At 75.0% G+C, this 22,878-nt stretch carries 20 protein-coding genes and 1 pseudogene; 13 read left to right on the top strand and 8 right to left on the bottom strand.

Annotated features, from left to right (window positions below; genetic code table 11):
* Window positions 1–98 precede the first annotated feature (98 nt).
* From BLS21_RS26485 to BLS21_RS22110, 4 genes and pseudogenes are all read right to left on the bottom strand, one after another.
* Window positions 99–578 (bottom strand): annotated as a pseudogene (locus BLS21_RS26485) (ATP-binding cassette domain-containing protein); the annotation flags it as partial.
* Entirely contained in the window at window positions 572–1,384 is an 813-nt protein-coding gene (locus BLS21_RS22120; protein WP_091223570.1) for an ABC transporter permease, read from the bottom strand. The pseudogene BLS21_RS26485 and the gene BLS21_RS22120, both read right to left, overlap by 7 nt.
* Before the next feature lie 43 nt (window positions 1,385–1,427).
* Window positions 1,428–2,210 (bottom strand): molybdate ABC transporter substrate-binding protein, encoded by a 783-nt coding sequence (modA, locus tag BLS21_RS22115; RefSeq protein ID WP_091223568.1) that lies wholly within the window; start codon window positions 2,208–2,210, stop codon window positions 1,428–1,430.
* 108 nt (window positions 2,211–2,318) lie between these two features.
* Window positions 2,319–2,711, bottom strand: coding sequence for a TOBE domain-containing protein (locus BLS21_RS22110; RefSeq protein ID WP_091223566.1), 393 nt, complete (start codon window positions 2,709–2,711; stop codon window positions 2,319–2,321).
* A gap of 168 nt (window positions 2,712–2,879) precedes the next feature.
* Between BLS21_RS22110 and BLS21_RS22105 the strand changes: the two genes are divergently transcribed.
* The 9 genes from BLS21_RS22105 to BLS21_RS22065 all read left to right on the top strand — a co-directional run bounded on the left by BLS21_RS22105 (window position 2,880) and on the right by BLS21_RS22065 (window position 13,176).
* On the top strand, window positions 2,880–5,207 hold the full coding sequence (locus tag BLS21_RS22105; RefSeq protein ID WP_175479701.1) for a putative bifunctional diguanylate cyclase/phosphodiesterase: 2,328 nt from the start codon (window positions 2,880–2,882) through the stop codon (window positions 5,205–5,207).
* Window positions 5,208–5,389: 182 nt separating this feature from the next.
* Window positions 5,390–5,563: a hypothetical protein gene (locus BLS21_RS25375; protein ID WP_175479700.1), complete on the top strand. Its 174-nt coding sequence runs from the start codon at window positions 5,390–5,392 to the stop codon at window positions 5,561–5,563.
* Window positions 5,533–6,441, top strand: a complete 909-nt coding sequence (locus tag BLS21_RS22095; RefSeq protein ID WP_175479699.1) for a DUF2786 domain-containing protein — start codon at window positions 5,533–5,535, stop codon at window positions 6,439–6,441. Before BLS21_RS25375 ends, BLS21_RS22095 begins: the two co-directional genes overlap by 31 nt.
* 95 nt (window positions 6,442–6,536) lie before the next feature.
* A complete protein-coding gene (locus tag BLS21_RS22090; protein WP_245700670.1) occupies window positions 6,537–8,243 on the top strand; it encodes a RecQ family ATP-dependent DNA helicase in 1,707 nt (568 codons plus the stop codon).
* Window positions 8,244–8,455: 212 nt separating this feature from the next.
* The gene (locus tag BLS21_RS22085) at window positions 8,456–10,099 is read left to right on the top strand and encodes a carbamoyltransferase family protein (RefSeq protein ID WP_091223557.1); all 1,644 of its coding nucleotides are present in this window, start codon (window positions 8,456–8,458) and stop codon (window positions 10,097–10,099) included.
* A 360-nt stretch (window positions 10,100–10,459) separates the two neighbouring features.
* Complete coding sequence (locus BLS21_RS22080; RefSeq protein WP_091223555.1) at window positions 10,460–10,903, top strand: DUF4383 domain-containing protein; 444 nt, start codon at window positions 10,460–10,462, stop codon at window positions 10,901–10,903.
* A gap of 271 nt (window positions 10,904–11,174) precedes the next feature.
* On the top strand, window positions 11,175–11,462 hold the full coding sequence (locus BLS21_RS25370; protein WP_091223553.1) for a DUF3040 domain-containing protein: 288 nt from the start codon (window positions 11,175–11,177) through the stop codon (window positions 11,460–11,462).
* A gap of 62 nt (window positions 11,463–11,524) precedes the next feature.
* On the top strand, window positions 11,525–12,736 hold the full coding sequence (locus BLS21_RS22070) for an acyl-CoA dehydrogenase family protein (protein WP_091223551.1): 1,212 nt from the start codon (window positions 11,525–11,527) through the stop codon (window positions 12,734–12,736).
* 65 nt (window positions 12,737–12,801) lie between these two features.
* The gene (locus BLS21_RS22065) at window positions 12,802–13,176 is read left to right on the top strand and encodes a DUF1801 domain-containing protein (protein ID WP_175479698.1); all 375 of its coding nucleotides are present in this window, start codon (window positions 12,802–12,804) and stop codon (window positions 13,174–13,176) included.
* 15 nt (window positions 13,177–13,191) lie between these two features.
* On the opposite strand, the gene BLS21_RS22060 is transcribed toward BLS21_RS22065, so the two are convergent.
* The 3 genes from BLS21_RS22060 to BLS21_RS22050 all read right to left on the bottom strand — a co-directional run bounded on the left by BLS21_RS22060 (window position 13,192) and on the right by BLS21_RS22050 (window position 15,475).
* Window positions 13,192–13,392, bottom strand: a complete 201-nt coding sequence (locus BLS21_RS22060) for a hypothetical protein (RefSeq protein ID WP_091223603.1) — start codon at window positions 13,390–13,392, stop codon at window positions 13,192–13,194.
* 119 nt (window positions 13,393–13,511) lie between these two features.
* Complete coding sequence (locus tag BLS21_RS22055) at window positions 13,512–13,706, bottom strand: hypothetical protein (RefSeq protein ID WP_091223547.1); 195 nt, start codon at window positions 13,704–13,706, stop codon at window positions 13,512–13,514.
* A 185-nt stretch (window positions 13,707–13,891) separates the two neighbouring features.
* Window positions 13,892–15,475 (bottom strand): LCP family protein, encoded by a 1,584-nt coding sequence (locus BLS21_RS22050; protein WP_091223545.1) that lies wholly within the window; start codon window positions 15,473–15,475, stop codon window positions 13,892–13,894.
* 210 nt (window positions 15,476–15,685) lie between these two features.
* On the opposite strand from BLS21_RS22050, the gene BLS21_RS22045 reads away from it, so the two are divergent.
* Window positions 15,686–16,489, top strand: coding sequence for an exodeoxyribonuclease III (locus BLS21_RS22045; protein WP_091223543.1), 804 nt, complete (start codon window positions 15,686–15,688; stop codon window positions 16,487–16,489).
* Window positions 16,490–16,528: 39 nt separating this feature from the next.
* Window positions 16,529–17,632, top strand: coding sequence for an SPL family radical SAM protein (locus BLS21_RS22040; RefSeq protein WP_091223541.1), 1,104 nt, complete (start codon window positions 16,529–16,531; stop codon window positions 17,630–17,632).
* A 72-nt stretch (window positions 17,633–17,704) separates the two neighbouring features.
* Here BLS21_RS22040 and fdhA read toward each other — a convergent pair whose 3' ends face one another.
* Window positions 17,705–18,925 carry a formaldehyde dehydrogenase, glutathione-independent gene (gene fdhA / locus BLS21_RS22035; RefSeq protein ID WP_091223539.1) on the bottom strand — a complete coding sequence of 407 codons (1,221 nt, stop codon included), beginning with the start codon at window positions 18,923–18,925 and terminating at the stop codon, window positions 17,705–17,707.
* 216 nt (window positions 18,926–19,141) lie between these two features.
* Between fdhA and yaaA the strand changes: the two genes are divergently transcribed.
* Both yaaA and BLS21_RS22025 read left to right on the top strand, forming a co-directional pair.
* Complete coding sequence (gene yaaA, locus BLS21_RS22030; protein WP_091223537.1) at window positions 19,142–19,900, top strand: peroxide stress protein YaaA; 759 nt, start codon at window positions 19,142–19,144, stop codon at window positions 19,898–19,900.
* Window positions 19,901–20,092: 192 nt separating this feature from the next.
* Window positions 20,093–22,666 (top strand): SpoIIE family protein phosphatase, encoded by a 2,574-nt coding sequence (locus tag BLS21_RS22025; protein ID WP_245700669.1) that lies wholly within the window; start codon window positions 20,093–20,095, stop codon window positions 22,664–22,666.
* The last annotated feature ends 212 nt before the right edge of the window (window positions 22,667–22,878 follow it).

Raw genomic sequence — 22,878 nt, 5'->3', positions numbered from 1 at the left:
ACCAGCACGGTGCTGCCCGGGAAGTCGGCGAGGTGACGGCGCAGCTCGGCGCGGACGGTGAGCCGGGTGCGGGCGTCCAGCGCCGAGAGCGGTTCGTCGAGCAGCAGCAGCGCCGGCTCCCCCACCAGCGCGCGGGCCAGCGCGGCCCGCTGGGCCTGTCCGCCGGAGAGCCGGCCGGGCCGCCGGTCGCCGAGCTCGGCGATGCCCACCCGGGCCAGCCACTCGGCGGCCGCGGCGCGGGCGGCCGGCCTGCGCACACCCCGGGTGCGCAGACCGAAGGCGACGTTGTCGGTGACCGACAGGTGCGGGAAGAGCAGGTGGTCCTGGAAGACCATGCCGAGGCGGCGCTCGTGGGCCGGGACGTGCACGCCGGCGGGGACGTCGTCCCACGTGTCGCGGCCGACGGCGACCCGGCCGTCGTCGGGCGGCAGCAGGCCGGCGAGCACGCGCAGCAGCGTGGACTTGCCGGCGCCGTTGGGGCCGAGGACGGCGAGCACCTCGCCGTCGGCCACCTCCAGGTCGAGCTCGACGGTGAGCGGGCCGCGGTCGACCCGCACGTCGGCCGCGAGGCTCACCGCACCGCCCGCGTGAGCCAGCGGTCACGCAACAGCAGCAGCGTCGCGACCGAGACCACGAGCAGCACGAGGGAGAGCACGATCGCCGCGTCCGGGTCCTGCTGGAGCGCCAGGTAGACCGCGAGCGGCATCGTCTGCGTCGTCCCCGGGAAGTTGCCGGCGAAGGTGATGGTGGCGCCGAACTCGCCCAGCGCGCGGGCCCAGCACAGCACCGCGCCGGCGGCGATGCCGGGCGCGACCAGCGGCAGGGTGACCCGCCGGAACGTCGTCCACCGGTCGGCGCCGAGGGTGGCGGCGGCGTCCTCGAAGCGGGCGTCGGCGGCGCGCAGCGCGCCCTCGACGCTGATGACGAGGAACGGCATCGCCACGAAGGTCTCGGCGATGACGACCGCGGTCGTGGTGAACGGGACGGTCACGTCGAGGGCCTGGTCCAGCCAGCGCCCGACGATGCCCTGCCGGCCCAGCACGAGGAAGAGCGCGACGCCGCCGACGACGGGGGGCAGCACGAGCGGCACGGTGACCAGGGCGCGCAGCACCGACCGGCCGCGGGCGCGGGAGCGGGCGAGCACCCAGGCGAGCGGGACGCCGAGGACGAGGGAGAGCCCGGTCGCGGCCGTCGCCGAGACCAGGCTCAGCCGCAGCGCCTGACCGACCGCGGGGCTGGTCAGCTGCGGTCCCAGCTCCCCCCAGGGCGCCCGGATGACCAGGCCGGCCAGCGGCAGGACGAGGAAGGCGACGGCGAGGACCGCCGGGACCAGCAGCGGGACCGGGACGCCGGGCTCCCGACCGCGCCGCCTCACGGTGCCCACGGTTCGCTCCCGCGCGGCGGAGCCGCCAGGTCGGCAGAGCCGCTCACGGCGTGCGGAAGCCGGCGTCCGCGAGCGCCTGCCGCCCCTCTCCCGAGCGCACCAGCTCGACGAAGGCGTCGGCCGCCCCGGGGTTGGGCGCGTCGGCCAGCACCGCGATCGGGTAGTCGTTGACCGCCCGCTCGGCCTCCGGGACGTCGACGCCCTCGACGGCGTCCCCGGCCGCGGTGACGTCGGTCGTGTAGACCAGCGCGGCGTCGACCTCGCCGAGCTCGACCTTGGTCAGCGCGGCGCGCACGTCCTCCTCGAGCGTGTCGGGGGCGGCCGTGACGCCGGCGGCGGTGAGGACGTCCTCCGCAGCAGCGCCGCAGGGCACCTGGGGCGCGCAGACGGCGATCGTCAGGTCCTCGCGCGCGAGGTCGGCCAGGCCGGTGACGCCGGCCGGGTTGCCCGCGGGGACGGCGATCTGCAGCACGTTGGCGGCGAAGACCTGCGGTTCGTCGGCCATCCCTGCGTCGGTGACGACGGTCATCTGCGCCTCGTTGGCGCTGGCGAAGACGTCGGCCGGGGCGCCCTGGGTGAGCTGCGCGGCCAGCGCGGAGCTGCCGGCGAAGTTGAACTGCACGTCCAGACCGGGGTGGTCGGCCTCGAACCGCTCGCCGAGGTCGGTGAAGACGTCGGTGAGCGAGGCGGCGGCGAAGACGGTGAGCGTGCCGCCGAGCTCGGCGGTGCTCGGTCCCGGCGCCGTGGCGGTGCCGTCGTCCGCCGACCCGCCGCAGCCGGCGAGCAGGAGCACGAGCGCCGTCACGACCGGGGCACGCCTGGACACGGGACCTCCCTACGGTGGACCACCATGGTCCGCACCTGCGGGACGATAACCGTTGCAGTTACGCAGGTGCGACTACCCGATCAGGCAGCGCTCCGCTGTTGCGGTCGATCAGGGGACGTCGACGCTGACCTGGGTGGCCTTGACCGTGGCGATCGCACGGACGCCGACGTCCAGCCCGAGCTCGTCGGCCGCCTCGCGCGACATCAGGGACACCAGCCGGAACGGCCCGGCCTGGATCTCCACCTGCGCCATCACGGTGTCGCGGACGACGCGGGTCACGATGCCGGTCAGCCGGTTGCGGGCCGAGGAGCCGCGGGTGGTGCCGGGCTCGGGCGCCTCGTGCAGCTGCGCGGCGAGCCGGGCGAGGTCGGCGCCGTCGACGTGCGCGGGCCCCCCGCCGTCCCGCGAGGCCGGCAGCCGGCCGCTGTCGATCCAGCGGCGCACCGTGTCGTCGCTGACGCCGAGCAGGCCCGCGGCCTCGGCGATCCGGTAGGCGGGCACGGTCCGACCCTAGCCCGCGGCGCACCGTCGTCCCGGCCGTGGACGGCATCGCGATCTCCCCGGTCCGCCACCGGTGGACCGCGTCCAGCGGGGTAGGACCCAGACCTGGACGAGGTCGGATGCAGCCGGCGCCCGATGCCCGTCGGGAGAGCAGGAGGACGGGAGCGCATGCGCCGGTGGCGGGGTCCGCTGATCGTCTCGGTGGTGTACCTGGGGCTCTGGCTGGCGCTGGACGCCCTGGCCAGCGTCTTCCAGGCCCGCCAGGAGGTGTCGCTGTGGTACCCCCCGACCGGGCTGAGCTTCGCCCTGCTGCTCGTGTTCGGGCTGCGCTACGCCCCGCTCCTCCTGCTGACCGACCCGCTGCACGGACTGGTGGTGAGCGGTCCGGACGTCAGCTGGGTCGGCGTCTGGCTCGGCGGCGTGGTCAGCACCGTCGTCTACACGGCCGTGGCCTGGCTGCTCCTGCGGCGGCTGCGGATCGACCCGCGCCTGCCCGGTCAGCGTGACGCCTTCTGGTTGCTGGGGTTGGCCGCCGTCGCCGGACCGTTCGTCGTCGCGGTCGTCCAGGTCCTGCACTACACCGTCGCCGGGCTGCTGACCTGGGGCGAGCTGTTCCGCGGCGTCCTCGGCTTCTGGTCCGGCCGGGCCACGGGCGTCGGGGTGCTGACGCCCGCCCTGCTCGTCGCGAGCCGGCGGGTGCCCGTGCTCTGGCGCGACCGACCCCCGCTCGCCGGCCCGCCCCAGGTCGGACGCCGGTACGGACCCCCGTCCTGGTCGGTCCGGGTCCGGCCACGGTGGCTGGGCCGGCTCGCCGCGCGCCTGCTGGACCAGCGGGTGGAGCTCGCCGGGCAGGCCACCCTGCTGCTCGCGACGGTCTACCTGGCCTACGGCGAGCCGGCGGTCGGTGGGCTGGACCTGGCCTACCTGGTGTACGTGCCGCTGATCTGGATCGCCGTGCGTGGCGGGCTGCCCCGGGTGGTGTTCGCCGTCCTCGTCGCGAACGCCGTCGCCGTGGCACTGGTCGGCCGGGACGTCGTGGACAGTCCGCTGCGACTGCAGCTGGGCCTGGTGACCCTGACCCTGGCGGGGTTGACCCTCGGCGCGCTGGTCACCGGCCGGCAGGCCAGCATCGCGGCCGCCGAGCACGCGGCCGTCCACGACTCCCTCACCGGGCTGGCCAACCGGGTGCTGCTCATGGACCGCCTGGAGGCCGCGGCGCACCGGGCCGAGCGCAGTCCGGACACCAGGTTCGCGGTGCTCTACTGCGACCTCGACGGCTTCAAGGGGGTCAACGACCAGCTGGGGCACGACGCCGGCGACGAGCTGCTCGTGACGGTCGCGCGCCGGCTGGAGCGGGCGGTGCGGCCCGGCGACCTGGTCAGCCGCCTGGGCGGGGACGAGCTGGCCGTCCTGCTCGACGGCGTGACCGGCGTCGAGGAGGCGGCGGGGGTGGCCGAGCGGCTGCTCGCCGCGCTGGCCGAGCCGTGTGCCCTCGACGGCCGGGAGGTCGTCGTCACGGGCAGCGTCGGGGTCGCCGTCGCCGACGCCGAGGGCCTCGCGGGACCGCGCCTCCGCGGGGAGCGGGGCGGCCTGACCGGGTCGGACGAGGACGGGCACGCCGAGGAGGTCCTCCGAGCGGCCGACCTGGCCCTGCAGCGGGCCAAGGCGACCGGGGGCAACCGGTACGAGGTGTTCAACGAACCGCTGCGCCGCCAGACCCGGGACCGGCTGGGGCTGCGCGCCGCGCTGCGCCGGGCGGTCGCAGCCGGAGCGGTGACCGTCGCCTACCAGCCGATCGTCCGGGTGACCGACGGCCGGCTCGCGGCGGTCGAGACGCTCGCCCGGTGGCACGACGCCGACCGGGGGGACGTGCCGGCGGCGGAGTTCATCGCCGTGGCCGAGGAGACCGGGCTGATCCACGACCTCGGCATGCAGGTGCTCGAGCAGGCCTGCACCCAGGCGGCGCAGTGGCGACGGGCCTTCGGGCCCACCTCGACCCCTCGCGTGGCGGTCAACGTCTCGACCCGTCAGCTGCTCCCCGCGGACTTCGCCCCGCGCGTCCTGGCGCGGCTCGACCGTGTCGGCCTGCCCGCGGACGCCCTCGAGCTCGAGATGACCGAGTCCTACGCCATGGAGCCGGGGGCACGGGCAGCCCTGGAGCGCTTCACCGCCGCGGGCGTGACGCTCGCCCTGGACGACTTCGGCACCGGCTACTCCAGCTTCGCGGCGCTGCGCGAGCGGACGCCGCAGGCGTTCAAGCTCGACCGCTCCTTCGTCGCGCGACTGCCCGACGACCGCCCGACCGACGCGATCGTCTCCGCCGTGCTCGCGCTGGCCGGGCACCTCGGCGCCACCGTCACCGCCGAGGGCGTGGAGACGGGAGCGCAGCTGCAGCGCCTCCGGGAGCTGGGGTGCCCCCAGGTCCAGGGCTTCCTCCTCGGCAGCCCGGTGACCGCGGAGCAGATCGAGCGGGACTGGCTCCGCCGTCCGAGGTGACCCGCGCCCGCTGGGCGGCACACCTGTGGACGGCGACCCGCCGTCCACAGGGCTGCACCGCCGACGCCCGACCGCCGGGAGAGCATCCCGGGCATGGCGACCACGACCGCGGACGACCCCTGGCTCTCCGGGAGCTCCTGCTCCAGGGTGACCGGCACCCCGACGGCCACGACGCGGAGGGGATGGCCGCCGTCCTGGCCGCGCGCGACCCCGCGGTGGACGGTTCCGGGGGCGCCACCCGGGCGCTGCTGTCGGCGCTCGCCGCGGCCTGGGAGCGGGGGTGGCAGCCGGCCGACGTCGTCCACTCGGTGCGCCGGAGGTGTGGGTGGACCAGTTGCGCGAGCTGGGCGCCCTGACGCCCGGGGACCCGGCGGTCGTGGCCGCCTGGCACCGCGCGGAGGGCGGGCCGGCCGTGGAGTCGTGGCGCACCGTCCTGCTGCTCGCCGGCGCGCTGACCTGCCTGGCCCGGATCGACCAGCTCGTCCCGCCACCGTCCCGCTGGGGTGCGGCTGCGCGCCGGGCGGGCACGGCGGCCGCCCCCGACGACGCACGGGTGCTGCGCCGCATCCGGGCGCTGCTGGCCACGGCCGAGTCGACCGAGTACCCCGACGAGGCCGAGGCGCTCACCGCCGAGGCCCAGGAGCTGATGACCCGGCACGCTGTGGACGCGGTGCTCCTGGACCCCGGCGGGACGCCGCCCCGCACCGACGTCGCCACCCGCCGGGTGCACGTCGACGACCCGTACGTGCGGGCGAAGACCCAGCTGCTGGGCGCGGTCGCCGACGCCAACGGTGTCCGGCTGGTCTGGTATCCGGAGCTGGGCATCGCCAACCTGGTCGGGGTCGCCGCCGACCTCGACGCCGTGGAGCTGTTGTTCACCTCGCTGCTCCTGCAGGTCGGTCAGGCGCTGGGGGCCGCCGAGCGGGCGGCGGGACGACGGTCGGCCTCCCGCTCGTTCCGCCGGGCGTTCCTGCTGGGCTACGCGGGCCGCATCGGCGAGCGGTTGACGAGCGCCCGCGAGCGGGCGACCAGAGCGGCGGCGGCGGAGCAGGGCGTGGACCTGCTGCCGGTGCTGCGCTCGCGCCAGGAGGCGGTCGACGACGCGTTCACCGAGCTGTTCCCGCGGGTGCGCAGCACCCGCAGCCGGTCGTCGATGGACGCCGGGGGCTACCGGGCCGGCCGCGCGGCCGCCGACTCCGCCGACGTGGGGTCCCGTCGAGCGCACCTGCGGTGACGGCCCCGGCGTCCCGCGGGAACGTCGCCGCGGGAACGCCCGGGCGTCCACCTGCGCGTCGTTTGCCGATCCCAGCGGTCGGGCAGCGGGTGCCGGTGCCCCGCAAGAAGCAGACCGACCCCGCCGGGGCGTCGCCCTCCGTCCGCACCCGCCGCATCCGGGAGACCGCGCGCGAGCTGCTCGGCTACGAGGAGTTCCGGGCCGGCCAGGAGGAGGCGATGCAGTCGGTCGTCTCCGGGCGGGACACCCTCGCGGTGCTGCCCTCGGGCGCCGGGAAGTCCGCCGTCTACCAGGTCGCCGGGCAGCTGGTCGACGGGCCGGTGCTCGTCGTGTCCCCGCTCATCGCGCTGCAGCGCGACCAGGTCGACCGGCTCGACGAGCTCGACGGACTGGAGGGCCGGGCCGCCCAGCTCAACTCCGCCCTCTCCACCGGCGACCAGCGCGCCGCCCTCGAGGGCCTGGCGGACGGAACGGTCCGCCACCTCTTCCTCGCGCCCGAGCAGCTGACCAAGCCCGACGTCGTGGAGGCCGTCGCCCGGGCCCGCCCGGCGCTGTTCGTCGTCGACGAGGCGCACTGCGTCTCCGCCTGGGGCCACGACTTCCGCCCCGACTACCTGCGGCTGGGCGGGGTCATCGAGCAGCTCGGTCACCCGACCGTGCTGGCCCTCACCGCCACCGCCGCGCCCCCGGTGCGCGCGGAGATCGTCGAGCGCCTGGGCATGCGCGACGCCCGGGTCGTCGTGGCCGGGTTCGACCGGCCGGAGATCCGGCTGGAGGTCGAGCAGCACGCCGACGCCCGCACCAAGGAGCAGGCGGTGCTCGACCGGGTCACCGAGCTGGTCGGTGAGGGGCGGACCCCGGGCATCGTCTACAGCGCCACCCGCAAGGGCACCGAGTCGATCGCCGCCGAGCTCACCCAGCGCGGGCTGCGGGTGCGGCCCTACCACGCGGGACTGAAGAAGTCCGAGCGCGAGGACACCCAGCGCGCCTTCATGGACGACGAGCTGGACGTCGTCGTCGCGACGACCGCCTTCGGCATGGGCATCGACAAGCCGGACACCCGCTTCGTCGTCCACGCCGAGCCCGCCGACTCCGTCGACAGCTACTACCAGGAGATCGGCCGCGCCGGCCGGGACGGGCAACCCGCGCTGGCTCTGCTCGTGTACCGCCAGGAGGACCTGGGTCTGCGGAAGTTCTTCGCCGCCGGCATCCCGCCGGAGGAGGAGCTGCAGCAGGTCGCCGGCCTGGTCGCGGCCGCGCAGGCCGCCGGCATCGACGACGGCGTCGACGTCAAGCAGCTGCGGGAGGAGACCGGCCGGCCCGCCACCCCCCTGGCCCGCGACCTGAACCTGCTCGAGCAGGTGTCGGCGGTCGCGCTCGACGAGGAGGGCGCCGCCCACCCGGTGGAGGGCGCACCCGACCCCGGCGACGCCGCGGTTGCGGCCCGGGAGCTGGCCGAGCACCACGAGCGGGTCGACCAGAGCCGGGTCGAGATGATGCGCGGCTACGCCGAGACCACCGAGTGCCGGCGGCAGTTCCTGCTGGGCTACTTCGGCGAGCAGCTGGAGCAGCCGTGCGGCAACTGCGACAACTGCGACGCCGGCCTGTCCCAGGAGCAACCCGACGACGACGAGACGCCGTTCCCGGCGCAGACCCCGGTGCAGCACGCCGAGTGGGGGCCCGGCGTGGTCATGCGCGTCGAGGACGACCGGCTCGTCGTCCTGTTCGAGGAGGTCGGCTACAAGACGCTGGCGCTGGCCGCCGTCCTGGACAACGACCTGCTCGAGCGCCGCGACACCTGAAGAGAGGACCCCGTCCTCCCCGCGAAGGGCCCCCGTGCCCCCCGTCACTCGCAGGCTCGCGGCGGGACCCTGCACGGGGGCCGTCAGAGCTCGGGGCGGGACCCGGGACGGGGCCACGCGGAAGCCCTCGTCCTGCGAAGTGCTGTCGACGGCTCCATGATCACCACAGAGACCGGGCGTCCTCCGAGCCCGGCGGCGGGAGGAGTACACGGGTGAAGGTCCTGGGCATCAACGCGATCTACCACGACCCGTCGGCGGCCCTGGTCGTCGACGGCCGGGTCGTGGCTGCGGCCGAGGAGGAGCGGTTCAGCCGGCGCAAGCACGGCAAGCGTCCCCTGCCGTGGAGCGCCTGGGAGCTGCCCGAGCTGTCCGCGGCGTGGTGCCTGAGGGAGGCCGGCATCCGCCCCGAGGAGCTCGACGCGGTCGCCTACTCCTTCGACCCCGCGCTGATGGCCACGCCGGAGGAGTCCGGGCTGTTCGACGGCGGCGACGTCATGCGCAAGAAGTACGCCGAGATGGCGCCGGACTTCCTCGCCCACGCCCTGCCCGGCCTCGACCCGGCGAAGGTCCGCTTCGTCAAGCACCACGTGGCGCACGCGGCGTCCGCGGGGCTGGCCGCGCCGCAGCGGGACAACGCGGTGCTGGTGCTCGACGGCCGCGGCGAGGCGCACAGCCACCTCGCCGGCCGATACACCGACGGCCGGCTGGAGGTCCTGGCCGGCCAGACGCTGCCGCACTCGCTGGGCCTGATGTACGAGGAGCTCACCGACCACCTCGGCTTCCTGCGCAGCTCCGACGAGTTCAAGGTCATGGCGATGGCCTCCTACGGCAAGCCGCGGTTCGTCGGCGAGCTGTCGGGGCTGATCCGGGCCACCGGGGACGGCGGCTTCGTCACCGAGAGGATCGACTTCACCGAGTTCGCCCCCCGCCTGGGCAAGGGCGACGACTGGACCGAGGCCCACGCCGACCTCGCCGCCAGCGTCCAGCAGCGCCTCGAGGAGGTGCTCGTCGACCTGGCCTGCTGGGTGCACGAGCAGACCGGCGAGAGGACCCTCACCCTGGCCGGCGGCACCGCGCTCAACTGCGTGGCCAACACCCGCATCCTGGCCGAGAGCCCGTTCGAGGAGGTCTGGGTGCAGCCGGCTGCCGGTGACGCCGGGACGGCGCTGGGCGCGGCGCTGCACGTGGCCACCGAGCTCGGCGAGCGCACCGAGCCGATGCCGGGCGCCGCGCTGGGCCGCAGCTGGACCGACGACGAGATCGAGCGGTGGCTGCAGACGGCGGCCATCGACTACGAGCGGCCCGACGACGTCGCCGAGGCCGTGGCCGAGGTGCTGGCCGACAACGGCATCGTCGCCTGGTTCCAGGGCCGCTCGGAGTTCGGCCCGCGCGCCCTGGGGCACCGCTCGCTGCTGGCCCACCCCGGCCACGAGGCCAACCTCGAGCGGATGAACGACGTCAAGGGTCGCGAGCAGTTCCGCCCGGTGGCGCCGATGGTCCTGCTGGAGCGGGCGCCCGAGATCTTCGGCCGCGGTCCGATCCCCTCGCCGTACATGCTCTTCGTGCACGACGTCGCCCCGGAGTGGAAGGACCGCATCCCGACGGTCACCCACGTCGACGGGACGGCGCGCATCCAGACGATCGACCGCGAGACCGAGCCGCTGGTGCACCGGATGATCGCGGCGTTCGAGCGGCGCACCGGCCTGCCGGTCGTGGTCAACACCAGCCTCAACACCGCCGGCCGGCCGATGGTCGACGACCCCCGCGACGCCCTGGAGTGCTTCGGCTCGGCCCCGGTGGACCTGCTGGCGATCGGCCCCTTCGTCGTCCGCCGGGCCCGGGCCACGCGGCGCTGAGCAGGGGGCGAGCGGTCCTGACCCCGTGGTCCCCCGTGGCGCACGGGGTCAGGACCGGCCTCTCCGCCCGGTGGGACCGGGTGGGCCCCGACCGTAGTCGCGGGAGCCGCTGATTACGGGATGTCGCGCGTGCCCTTTCCGGGGTACACGACACGCCGGGGACAGCGGCGTGGTGAACCGCCCGGGCGCCGGCCGACGAACAGCTGGTGCGGGTCGCTGCGGCGGCCCGTCGGCGGGGCCATCCGCCGGTGTGTGGTGCCCAACACGGACGGGTGACATCCGTTCCGGAACGTCCGCGGCGGGTATCGCACACCCAGACCCGTCGAACCGTGGCGGATTGACTGCACCCTGGAGGACACCATGGCCGCTACTGCGGGCAACACGACCAGCGGAGCGCGGACCTGGCCGCAGCTCCTGGCGCTGGCGTTCGGCGCCATCTACCTGCTGGTGGGGATCGTCGGCTTCTTCGTCACCGGATTCGGCGACTTCTTCGCCCACGACACCAACCGGACCCTGCTCGGGTTCGAGATCAACGGCATGCACAACGTCGTCCACATCGTCATCGGTGCGGCCGGCCTGCTGCTGGCCCGCACCCTGGCCGGCGCGCGCACCTACGGCTGGCTGCTGGCCGTCGGCTACGGCGCCGCGTTCGTCTACGGGCTGATCGCGATCGGCAAGACGTGGGACTTCCTCAGCATCAACGCCGCTGACAACGTCCTGCACGTCCTCACCGCGGTCGTGGGTCTGGTCATCGCGCTGGGCCCGGTGCGCAACACCGTCACCGGCCGCGCCTCGCGCGTCTGACAGAGGACCCCGTCCTCCTCACCGCGAGCTCGCGGTGGGGAGGACGGGGCCGGCGGGCCCTGCAGCAGGGCCGTTCCCGCACGTTGCCGGAGGCCGGGCCCCGCACGGGGCCCGGCCTCCGGCGCATCCGCGGCCGGACGGCGCGCACAGGGGGCTGGCGGTCCCGCGGTCCGCGGCGGAGGCTGGCAGTCGGGGACTCGACCCGGGGGACGACGTCCTGCCCGCGCCCGAGCCAGGGGCGCCGCACGTGCCGGAACCGGAGGCCCGTGCCGTGGACGACGACCCCGTGCTGCGCGCCCTGGGCGAGGCCCTCGCCCGCGACGACCCCGACCTCGCCGCTCGGCTGGCCGCCGGCCCGGGCACCCTGGGCCCCCCACCGGGCCGCGGTGCGCTCTGGGTGGTGGTGCTGGGTGCGGTGGTGGTCGTCGCCGCGCCGCTCCTGCTGGGGCCGGCGGCCTTCGGCCTGATGGCCCTGCTGGTGCTGATCGGCTGCCCGTTCGCGTTCAGCTGCTGGCTGCCCGCCGGGGAGTGGCGGCCGGACGACGACCCGCCGTCCTGACCCGGGACCGCACGACGGACCCCTGGCGAGACGCCGGTCACGCCGCCCTCTACGTTGCGTCCATGGACTTCGCCCTCTCCGCACGAGCCGAGGACGTCTGCGGCCGGATGTGGGACTTCATGCGTGAGCAGGTCTTCCCCGCCGAGCCGGTGTACGAGGCGTGGCGCGCCGAACGCGGTCACGACAACCACGAGCACCCCCCGGTGCTCGAGGAGCTGAAGGTCGAGGCCCGCAAGCGTGGCCTCTGGAACCTCTTCCACCACGAACTCGGCGGGCTGACCAACCTGGAGTACGCCTCCGTCGCCGAGATCATGGGCTGGTCGCCGGTGATCGCCCCCGAGGTGACCAACTGCGGGGCCCCGGACACCGGGAACATGGAGACCCTGATGCTGTTCGGCACGCCCGAGCAGAAGGAGCGCTGGCTCACCCCCCTGCTGGAGGGCGAGATCCGTTCCGGGTTCGCGATGACCGAGCCGGACGTCGCGTCGTCCGACGCCCGGAACATCCAGACCTCGATCGTGCGCGACGGCGACGAGTACGTCATCAACGGCCGCAAGTGGTGGATCACCGGCACCGCCGACGAGCGCTGCCAGATCTTCATCGTCATGGGCAAGACCGACCCCGACGGGCCGCCGCACCGCCAGCAGTCGATGGTGCTCGTCCCCCGGGACACCCCCGGCTTCGAGATCGTGCGGCACCTGCCGGTCTTCGGGTACCAGGACCAGCACGGCCACTCGGAGCTGCGGTTCACCGACGTCCGGGTGCCGGTGTCGAACGTCCTGGCCGGTGAGGGCGACGGCTTCATGATCGCCCAGGCCCGGCTCGGCCCCGGCCGCATCCACCACTGCATGCGGGCGATCGGCATGGCGGAGCGGGCGCTGATGCTGATGGTGGAGCGGTCGAAGGCCCGGGTGGCGTTCGGCCGGCCGCTGGCCGACCAGGGCACCGTGCGCGAGGCGATCGCCCTGTCGCGGATGGAGATCGACCAGGCCCGGCTCTACGTGCTCAAGACCGCGGACCTGATCGACAAGCACGGGGCGAAGGGTGCCCGAACCGAGATCTCCGCGATCAAGGTCGCCGCCCCCCGGGTCGCCCTCGACGTCATCGACCGGGCCATCCAGCTGCACGGCGGGGCCGGCGTCAGCGACGACACCGTGCTGGCCCGCTTCTACGCCAGCGCCCGCACGCTGCGCATCGTCGACGGCCCGGACGCCGTGCACATCCGCGGGGTGGCCAAGGAGGAGCTGGCGCGCGAGCGCCCGTACGCCGGCTGAGGGAGGACCCGGCCGGGCACCGGCAGCCGTTCCCGGCTGTCGGTGCCCGGTGCCAGGCTGCAGCCGTGCCCAGGGACCCGGGAGCCGACGACCTGCTGAGCGAGCACCCTGACGGGGTGGCGGCCACCGCGCAGCGGCTGCGCACCGTGCTGCTGGACGCCCATCCGCAGCTCGAGGAGCGGGTGCGGCACGGCTGGCACTCGATCAACTACCGCGATCCCGCCGCCGGCTTCGTCTGCGCCCTCTTCCCGGGAGCCGAGCGCGTGCAGCTGGTGTTCGAGCACGGCGCACGGCTGCCCGACCCGGAGGGGCGCCTGACGGGCACCGGACGCCAGGTCCGCGCACTCGAGTTCACCGCCCCGGACGGGGTCGACCCGGCCGTCGTCGTCCCGTTCCTCGACCACGCCGTCGAGCTGGGCGCCGGGCTCCGCGCCCGCTGAGCCGCCGGAACGACGTCAGGGGGCGATCGTCCCGCCGAAGCCGCCGCCGGCGAGCTTGGCCATCAGCTGCGTGCGGTCCAGCCCGAGCCCGTCGAGCGTGTCGCCGTCCCGCTCGGTGTCGATCTCGTCGGGCAGCTGGGCGGCCACCTTGTCGGCGGTCTCGTTGTCGCCCTCCGTGTGCAGCACCCGCACCAGCTCCTGCTTGTCCAGCTTCACGCCGACCTCCACTCGGTCATCGACAGGTCCGGTCAGCGTGCTGCCGGTCGCGTCGCGGCGCAATGCGACCGTCCACGAGCCGCGGCCGGGGCGGGACGGCCCCGCGTCGGGTGCGGTGGTCAGCGGCGCTGCGCGCGCCGGTACAGGAAGGCCGCGACCGCGGCGAGGACCGCGCCGAGGAACAGCTGGGCGACCCCCACGCCGGTCCGGCCGCTGGCGAACCAGGTGGGCGACGACACCAGCAGGACGACGGCCACGCCGGCCACGAGCAGCGCGACGAGGCGCTCGCGGCGGTCCCCCGCGGGTGAGGTCATGCGATCGACCCTAGGCGGCGTCACCCGCCGGTTCCTCTCCTGGGACCTGCCCCGACCTCGGTGGGGCACGGGAACGGCCGCCCTGCAGGGTCCCGCCGCGAGGCCCCGTCCAGAGGCTCGCCCCGAACGTGCGAGGGGTGAGGGGGACGGGGTCCTTCTCCGGGGGGGAGGAGGGTGGTCCTTCTTCAGTCGGCCCGGTTCGGCGGCTCGCCCGCGGCGCGGGCCTCGGCGGCCCGGGCGGGGTCGTAGGCACAGGCGTCGGTCACGTCCGTCACCGCCCCGGCCTCGCCCGTGGGCACGCCCGGCGCCGCGGTCGGCGAGCCGGGGGCCGGCGTGGGTGTCGGCGCAGGTGTGCCGTTCGCGGCGTCGTCGGCCGCCGGTGCGGGGTGCAGCGCCTCGTCGACGATCGAGCGGATCCGGTCGTAGTCGGGGTAGGCCGGGTTGATCACGGTGTCGTCGAAGACCACGCTGCGCACCTCGGCGTCCTTGACCAGGAACCCCAGGTCGACGAAGTCGTCGAGGGCCGACCGGGGGATGTCGGTGCTCACGATGTCCTGCGTGGTGGCCGCGAGCTCCTGGTAGCGCTCCAGCAGGGTCACCGGGTCGGCGGCCTCGATGATCGCGCTGATCGTGCAGCGCTGACGGGCCATCCGGTCGTAGTCGGTGAGGCCGAAGCGACCGCGGGCGAAGGCCAGCGCCCGCGCGCCGTCCATCCGCTGGTCGGGACCGGGCTCGATGTAGTCGTCGGGCAGCTCGCCGGTGCCGGGGTTGCCGTTGATGGGCACCCAGTAGTTGACGTCGACGGTGATCCCGCCGAGGGCGTCGACCAGCCGGCTGAACCCGTCGAGGTTGACCAGCACGAAGTAGTGGATGTCCAGGCCGAGCGCCTCGCCGACCCCGAGCTTGAGGAAGTCCGCCCCGGGGTCGTCGGTCGGCCCGAGGACGTCGGGGTGGTCACGGGGGCCGTTGCGGTAGACGGCGTTGAGCAGGCTCTCGCTCTCGCTGCCGGCGTCGAAGCCGTCCGGGTAGACGTCGCCGAGCGGGCTGTCGGCCGGGAACGGCAGGTCCTCGAGGTTGCGCGGCAGGCTGAACAGCGTCGTGTCGCCGGTGTCGGTGTCGATGCTGGCCACGATCACGGTGTCGGTGCGCACGCCCTCGCGGCCCTCGCCGCCGTCCCCGCCCAGCAGCAGCACGTTGACCCGCTCCTGGTCGCCGAAGGGGTCGACCCCGGCGGTCACCGTGGCCGACTCGCGATCGGCGAAGAGCCCGTCGATGAGGCCGCGCTGGGCCAGCGCCACCTGGCCGGCCGTGACCACCGGGTACGCGATGCCGGCCACCAGCGCGGCCACCAGGACGCCGCCCAGCACCTTCCCGCCGCGGGAGGTGCGCGGCGACAGCAGCGCGCGGTAGCCCCCGACGACGACGGCGACCCACAGCAGGCCCAGGACGACGATCCCGCCGAACACCCAGATCAGCGCGGAGGCGTCGACGGCGATCTGCGCGGCGACCCGCTGACCCGTGGTGGCCAGCCACGCGGCGCCGCCGACCAGCAGCAGGAAGACCACGAGGACCAGCGCGCCCATCCGGCGCCGACCGGCTGCGAGGAACGCCGTCCCCGGGAGGACGGCGTTCACCACGGTCAGGCCCAGCGTCGCGGCGAGGCCGCGGCCACGGGGAGCGGGCGTCCCCCGGCGCGGGCTCTCCGGCGGTGGCGGCAGGGGCCGCGACGGGCCGATGGGACGCGTCAGGTCCCAGTCGTGCTCGCTCACGGGTCCTCCTCGCTGACTGTCTCGACGTGGGGCGACCCGTGGCAGCCCGTCACCCCCCATGCTCCCACCCGTCGCGCCGGCGCAGCGCCCTCACGACTCCCACACCTCGACCGCCACCCGTCCGTGTACCCCGGACGTGGAGGGGTTCACGCCGGACGGCCGCCCGGAGCCCGGACCGGGCCCGTCGAGCACTCCGTATGGTCGGTTCCCGTGCGTCTCGCCACCTGGAACGTCAACTCGATCCGCACCCGCGCCGACCGCGTGGTCGCCTGGCTGCAGCGCTCGGACGTCGACGTCCTGGCTCTCCAGGAGACGAAGTGCCGCGACGACCAGTTCCCCGAGTCCCGCTTCACCGACCTCGGCTACCAGGTCGCGCACGTCGGCCACTCGCAGTGGAACGGGGTGGCGGTGCTGTCCCGTGTCGGCCTGCAGGACGTCGAGGTCGGCTTCCCCGGGATGCCGACCTGGTCGGCGAAGGAGGGCGTCGACCCCGCGCCGGAGGCCCGCGCGCTGGGCGCCACCTGCGGCGGGGTGCGGGTGTGGAGCCTCTACGTGCCCAACGGGCGCACGCTGACCGACCCGCACTACCAGTACAAGCTGCAGTGGCTCGAGGCGCTGCGGAGCGCGGCCACCGGGTGGCTGGCCGAGGACGCCGGTGCGCAGGTCGCCCTGGTCGGCGACTGGAACATCGCCCCGCAGGACGACGACGTGTGGGACGTGCGGGTCTTCGCCCACTCCACGCACGTCTCCGAGCCGGAGCGGGCCGCGTTCCGCGCGATCGTCGACGCCGGGTACGCCGACGTGGTCCGGCCGTACACCCCCGGCCCCGGCGTGTACACCTACTGGGACTACACCCAGCTGCGCTTCCCCCGCCGCGAGGGGATGCGGATCGACTTCGTGCTGGGCTCACCGGCCCTGGCCGCCCGGGTCGGCGGCGCGCGCATCGACCGCGAGGAGCGCAAGGGCAAGGGTGCCAGCGACCACGCCCCCGTGGTGGTCGAACTCACCTCCTGACCTGCACGGACGTCGTCCCGCCCGGTGTTGTGCCGGGTGATGACCGCCGCGCTCGCCCCTTCCCCCACCGCCCCGTCCCCGACCCGCCTGTGGACGCCGTCGCGCGTCCTCGTCACCCGCTCGGCCGCCGAGCGGCCGTACGGGCAGCGCGTCCTCGCGCGGCTCGAGGCCGCAGGGGTGTCCGACGTCGAGCTGCTGCCCGGCGACCGGCTGCCCAACCTGCGCGGGGACGGCGACCGCGCTGCCTTCATGCGCGCCAAGGACACCCTCGCGCTCGTCGTCCCCGCGCCGTCCAAGCGCAGGCTGCAGCCGATCCCGCCGTCGGCGGACTGGCGCGTCGACCTGGCCGAGGGCTGCCCCGCGCACTGCCAGTACTGCTACCTCGCCGGCTCGCTGTCCGGCCCGCCGGTCACCCGTGTCTTCGCCGACCTCGACGAGGTCCTCGACGGCCTCGACGAGTACGTCGGGCGCGGCGCGGTCACCTCGGGCACGCTCGAGCGCGGCGGCGAGGGGACGACGTTCGAGGCCTCCTGCTACACCGACCCGCTGGCGATCGAGCACCTGACCGGCGGCCTGGCGCGGATGGTCGAGCACTTCGGCACGCACGACTGGCCCGGGCCGGTGCAGCTGCGGGCGACCACCAAGTTCGACGACGTCGCCGGCCTGCTCGACCTGCCGCACGGCGGGCGCACGCGGCTGCGGTTCTCGGTCAACGCGGCCTCGGTGGCGCGGCGCTTCGAGGGGGCGACGTCGCCGGTGTCCGGTCGGGTGGCGGCGCTGGCCGCGGTGGCCGCGGCCGGCTACCCGGTGGGCCTGACCATCGCGCCGATCATGCCGGTCGAGGGCTGGCGCGAGGAGTACGGCGACCTGCTCGACACCCTCGCCGCCGCGCTCCCGGCCGACGCGGACCTCACCGTCGAGTGCATCACCCACCGCTTCACGCCCGGCAGCAAGGAGACGCTGCTGGACTGGTACCCGCGCACGAAGCTCGACATGGACGAGGCCCGGCGCACGACCAAGCGCGGGAAGTACGGCTCGGTCAAGCACGTCTACCCGAGGGAGACGATGGCCGAGCTGCGCGCCTGGTTCGAGGCCGCGCTCGCCGAGCGGCTGCCCTCGGCCCAGCTCCTGTACTGGACGTGAGCTCCGGCGCGATCACGGCGCCGGGACCACCCCGGACGGGCCGGAGGTGGTCACGGCGCCGTGATCGTCGGTTCACGCGGCCGGGATCAGGCCGTTCGGGTTGAGCACGTACTTCTTCGCCGCGCCCTTGTCGAACTCCTGGTAGCCCCGCGGCGCGTCCTCCAGCGGGATGACCTCGGCGTTCACCGCCTTCGCGATCTGCACCCGGTCGTGCAGGATCGCCATCATCAGCTGCCGGTTGTAGCGCATCACCGGGCACTGGCCGGTGGTGAAGGCGTGGGACTTCGCCCAGCCCAGCCCCAGCCGGATGGACAGCGAGCCCTGCTTGGCCGCGTCGTCGACCGCGCCCGGGTCACCGGTCACGTAGAGACCGGGGATGCCGAGCGCGCCACCGGCGCGGGTGATGTCCATCAGCGAGTTGAGCACCGTCGCAGGGGCCTCCTGCTGCGAGCCCGGCCCGTGCCCGCGGGCCTCGAAGCCCACCGCGTCGACGCCGCAGTCGACCTCCGGCTCGCCGAGGATCTCGGCGATCTGGTCCTTGGGGTCGCCCTTGGAGACGTCGACGGTCTCGCAGCCGAAGCTGCGGGCCTGGGCCAGCCGGTCGGCGTTGAGGTCGCCGACGATGACGACGGCCGCCCCGAGCAGGTGCGCTGAGGCCGCCGCGGCGAGCCCGACCGGCCCGGCGCCGGCGATGTACACCGTCGACCCGGTGCCGACCCCGGCGGTCACGCAGCCGTGGTAGCCGGTCGGGAAGATGTCCGACAGCATCGTGAGGTCGCGGATCTTGGCCAGCGCCTGGTCGCGGTCGGGGAACTTCAGGCAGTTCCAGTCCGCGTACGGGACCATCACGTACTCGGCCTGGCCGCCGGTCCAGCCGCCCATGTCGACGTAGCCGTAGGCCGAGCCCGGGCGGTCGGGGTTGACGTTCAGGCAGATGCCGGTCTTGCCCTCCTTGCAGTTGCGACAGCGGCCGCAGGCGATGTTGAACGGCACGCTGACGATGTCCCCGACCTGCAGGAACTCGACGTCGTTTCCCTTCTCGATGATCTCCCCGGTGATCTCGTGGCCGAGCACCAGACCCTCGGGCGCCGTCGTGCGCCCCCGGACCATGTGCTGGTCGCTGCCGCAGATGTTGGTGGCAACCGTCCGGAGGATGACCCCGTGCGGGGTCTTGCGGCCGACGTTGGCCGGGTTGACCCCCGGTCCCTCCTTGAGCTCCAACCCGGGGTACTCGAGGTCCTTGACCTCGACCTTCCCTGGACCCATGTACATGACTGCCTTGTTGCCTGCCACGGACGCTCCTCCTCGTCGGCGCCGGCACGCCTCTGTGCCGGCCGCGGTGCCCACCGCCCGGGTGCCCCGGCGACCGGTTCTCCTCTGTCCGCGACGGTCCTCCGGGGCTGGGAGGCGGCAGGGCCCGAGTGTGGTCCCCGCCACCCCCGGTGCGGCCCGGCAGGGGACCCGACCGGGATCCGACACGCGGCCGGTTACGACGTAGCGTGACAGCTCGTGCTCGTCCTGCTGCCCCCATCGGAGACCAAGGCCCCGGGCGGGGACGGCGCCGCGCTGGACCTCGCCGCGCTGTCCTGGCCCGAGCTGACCGACGTCCGCGCCGGCCTGGTCACGGCGCTCGCCGAGCTCGCCGGGGACCTCCCGGCAGCGCGGACGGCGCTGGGCCTGTCCGCGAAGCAGGACGACGAGATCGCGCGCAACGCCGAGCTGCGCGTCACCCCCACGATGCCCGCCCTCGAGCGCTACACCGGCGTCCTCTACGACGCCCTCGACGTGCGCTCGCTGACCCGCGCCCAGCGCGCGCGGGCCGACCGGCGGCTGGCGGTCGGGTCGGCGCTGTTCGGGGTGGTCCGCGGCACCGACCCCATCCCCGCCTACCGGCTCTCGGCCGGCTCGGCGCTGCCCGGCCTGCCGACGCTGCGCACCCTGTGGCGGCCGGCGCTGGGACCGGTGCTCGCCGGCGTCGACGAACTGGTGGTCGACCTGCGCAGCGGCGCCTACGCCGCGCTGGCCCCGGTGCCCGGCGCGGTGACCCTCGAGGTGCTCAGCGAGCGCCCGGACGGCACGCGGGCGGTGGTCAGCCACTCCAACAAGGCGCACAAGGGCCGCGTCGCCCGGCTGCTCGCCACCACGACCGGCGAGCCGGCGGACGTCGTCCGGCTGCGGGCGCTGCTGCGGCGCGCCGGGTTCCACGTGGAACACGCCGGGGGAACGGCGCTGACCCTCGTCGTGCCGGCGGGGGCGGCGACAGGCTGACCGGGCACGCCCCGTGGCGGGGAGCGTGATCTGCGTCAGGATCGTTGCACCCAACCGAGGGACCATGACATAACTGCGGGGATCCCGCGCAGCTCGAACAGCCGTGGCCGCCGGCGGGCTCGGAGCACCCCGGCACCAGCCGTCGACAGTGGAGAGGTACCGGTGGAGCGATCCCCGCGGCAGCAGAGTGCTGTGCGCGCGTCCGACGTCGAACTGGCGGCGGAGGCGCTGCGCAGCGACCCTGCCCGCCTGCGCGCCGCCCGCCGGCTCCGGGGCGCCCAGGCCGGCTCGCCCGCCCTCGACCGGCTGGTCGAGCTCGCCGCACGCCTGCTCGGCGCGCAGGCCGGCCAGATCTCCCTGCTGGACGACGTGCAGACCGTCGCCGGCGTCGCCGGACTGCCCCCGGGCAGCGCGACCCGCGAGACCGGGCTCCCCGACACCCCGTGCACGCTCGCCGCCACCGGCCCCGACGCCCTGGTCATCCCCGACGCGCGGGCCGACGAGCGGGTCGCCCACCTGCCCACGGTGACCGGCGGGCTGGTGGTCGCCTACCTCGGTGCTCCGCTGACCGACGGCGAGGGGCACGTCGTCGGGACGCTGTGCGTGTTCGACCCGCTGCCGCGGGAGTGGACCGAGGCCGACGCCGCCACGCTGCGCCAGCTCGCCGCCTCGGTGGTGACCGAGCTGGAGTACACGGCGCTGACCGGCGAGTACGAGCGCCAGCACCTGCGCTGGCGGCTGGCGATGGACGCCGGCCGCGTGGGCACCTTCGACTGGGACCTGCGCACCGGCGAGCTGGTGTGGGACGACCCGCTGATGGCGGTGTTCGGCTACACGCCCGAGGACTTCGACGGCACGATCACCGCCTTCAACCGGCGGCTGCACCCCGACGACCTGCCCCGCGTCAGCGAGGCGCTGCGCGCCTGCATCGACGGCATCGGCGACTTCGAGGCGGAGTACCGGGTCGAGCGCCCGGACGGCGACACCCGCTGGGTGCAGGCCCGCGGCCGCGCGCTGGCCGGCCCGGACGGCAGGGCCGTCCGGCTGCTGGGCGCCGCGTACGACACCACCGAGGACCGCACCGGCGACGTCCGCGTCACCCGGGTGCTGGAGGCCATGCCGGCCGGCTTCTACTCGCTGGACCCCGAGTGGCGCTTCACGCACGTCAACGCCGAGGCCGAGCGGCTGCTGGGCCGCAGCCGCGAGGAGCTGCTCGGCGAGGTCATCTGGACGTCGTTCCCCGCGACGGTGAACAGCGTCTGGGAGGAGAGTTACCGCAGCGCCGTCCGGACCGGGCTGCCGGTGAACTTCGACGCGCACTACCCCGCGCCGCTGGACGGCTGGTACGAGGTGCGCGCCTGGCCGACGCCCGAGGGCCTGTCGGTCTACTTCATCGAGGTCACCGAGCGGAAGCTGGCCCGGGACCACGCCGAGCGCTCGGCCCAGCGGCTGGCCCTGCTCGCCCAGGTCAGCGCCGAGCTGTCCGGGGCCCTGGACACGCGGAGCGCCACCGGCCACCTCCCCCGGCTGGTCGTCCCGACGCTGGCCGAGTGGTGCATCGTCACCGTGGTCGACGCCGACGGCCGCGCCCGCGACGTCGGCTGGTGGCACGCCGACCCGTCCCGGCGCGCGCTGGTCGAGCGCTACGCCGCCGTCCGGCTCGACGCCATGCCGGCCACCTCCCCCGTCGCCCGCGCGCTGCTCGCGGGCGAGGCGGTGCGGGCCGCGGCCGCGGAGGTGCGCACGCTGCTGCCCACGGGCGAGGCGCAGGACCTGCTCACCGCCCTGGCGCCCGAGTCGGCGGCCTGCCTGCCGCTGCGCGGCCGCGGGCGCACCCTCGGCGTGCTGACCCTGTACGCGGGCGTCGGGGAGTCCCTGACGCGGGAGGACATGATCACCGCCCAGGACGTCGCCGACCGAGCCGGCCTGGCCCTGGACAACGCCCGGCTCTACGCCCAGCAGCAGCAGCTGGCCGAGGGCCTGCAGCGCAGTCTGCTGACCGAGCCGCCGGAGCCCGACCACGCGGAGATCGCCGTCCGCTACCTGCCGGCCGTCGAGGCCGCGCGGGTCGGCGGCGACTGGTACGACGCGTTCCTGCAGCCGGGCGGGGCGACGATGCTGGTCATCGGCGACGTCGTCGGCCACGACACCGAGGCGGCCGCGGCCATGGGCCAGCTGCGCGGGCTGCTGCGCGGCATCGCCACCTACAGCGACGCGCCGCCGGTGGAGGTGCTGCGCGGGCTGGACACCTCGATGGCGGTGCTGCAGACCCACGTGCTGGCGACGGCCGCGGTGGCCCGCTTCGAGCAGACCGACGACGAGCGCCGGCGCGGCATCACCCGCATGCGCTGGGCGAACGCCGGGCACCTGCCGCCGCTGGTCATCAACCCCGACGGCAGCGTGGCCGAGCTGGCCGCCTGGAAGGGCGACCTGCTGCTGGGCGTGGACGCCTCGACTGCGCGCCAGGAGTCGGTGGTGACGCTCGACCGCGGGTCCACGGTGCTGCTGTTCACCGACGGCCTCGTCGAGCGGCGCGACGCCGACCTCGACGCCGGGATGGTGCGGCTGCGCGAGGCGCTGGCCGACGTCGCCCACCTGCCGCTGCAGCAGCTGCTCGACGAGGTGCTCGAGCGGCTCGTCGACGGCCGGCCCGAGGACGACGTCGCGCTGGTCGCCGTCCGCCTGCACCGCCAGGACCGCCCGCGCCCGGCGGAGGCCGGCCCCAACGACGTCCCGGACGTCGTCCCGCCCGACCCCGCCGGCTGAGTCCCGCGGGGGCGGTGCCGGTGTCCCTCGTGGCCTGGAGCGGCACCCGCGGCATCGACGACGCCGCCACCGTCCCGACCGGCCCCGTCGCCGGACGCGCTCGCGCGTCGTTCCTGCCACCTCGGCGCCGGTGCAGCCGCGCGTGGGTGACCGCACCGGCGCGAGAGTGCGCGGGGCGCAGCAGATCGACGACACCGGTCGTCCGGTGCGCA

The sequence above is a fragment of the Geodermatophilus siccatus genome (assembly GCF_900103785.1).
GTDB classification, from domain to species: domain Bacteria; phylum Actinomycetota; class Actinomycetes; order Mycobacteriales; family Geodermatophilaceae; genus Geodermatophilus; species Geodermatophilus siccatus.
Note: the sequence above shows the minus strand (reverse complement) of the source record. Positions and strands in the feature narration are given on the sequence as shown.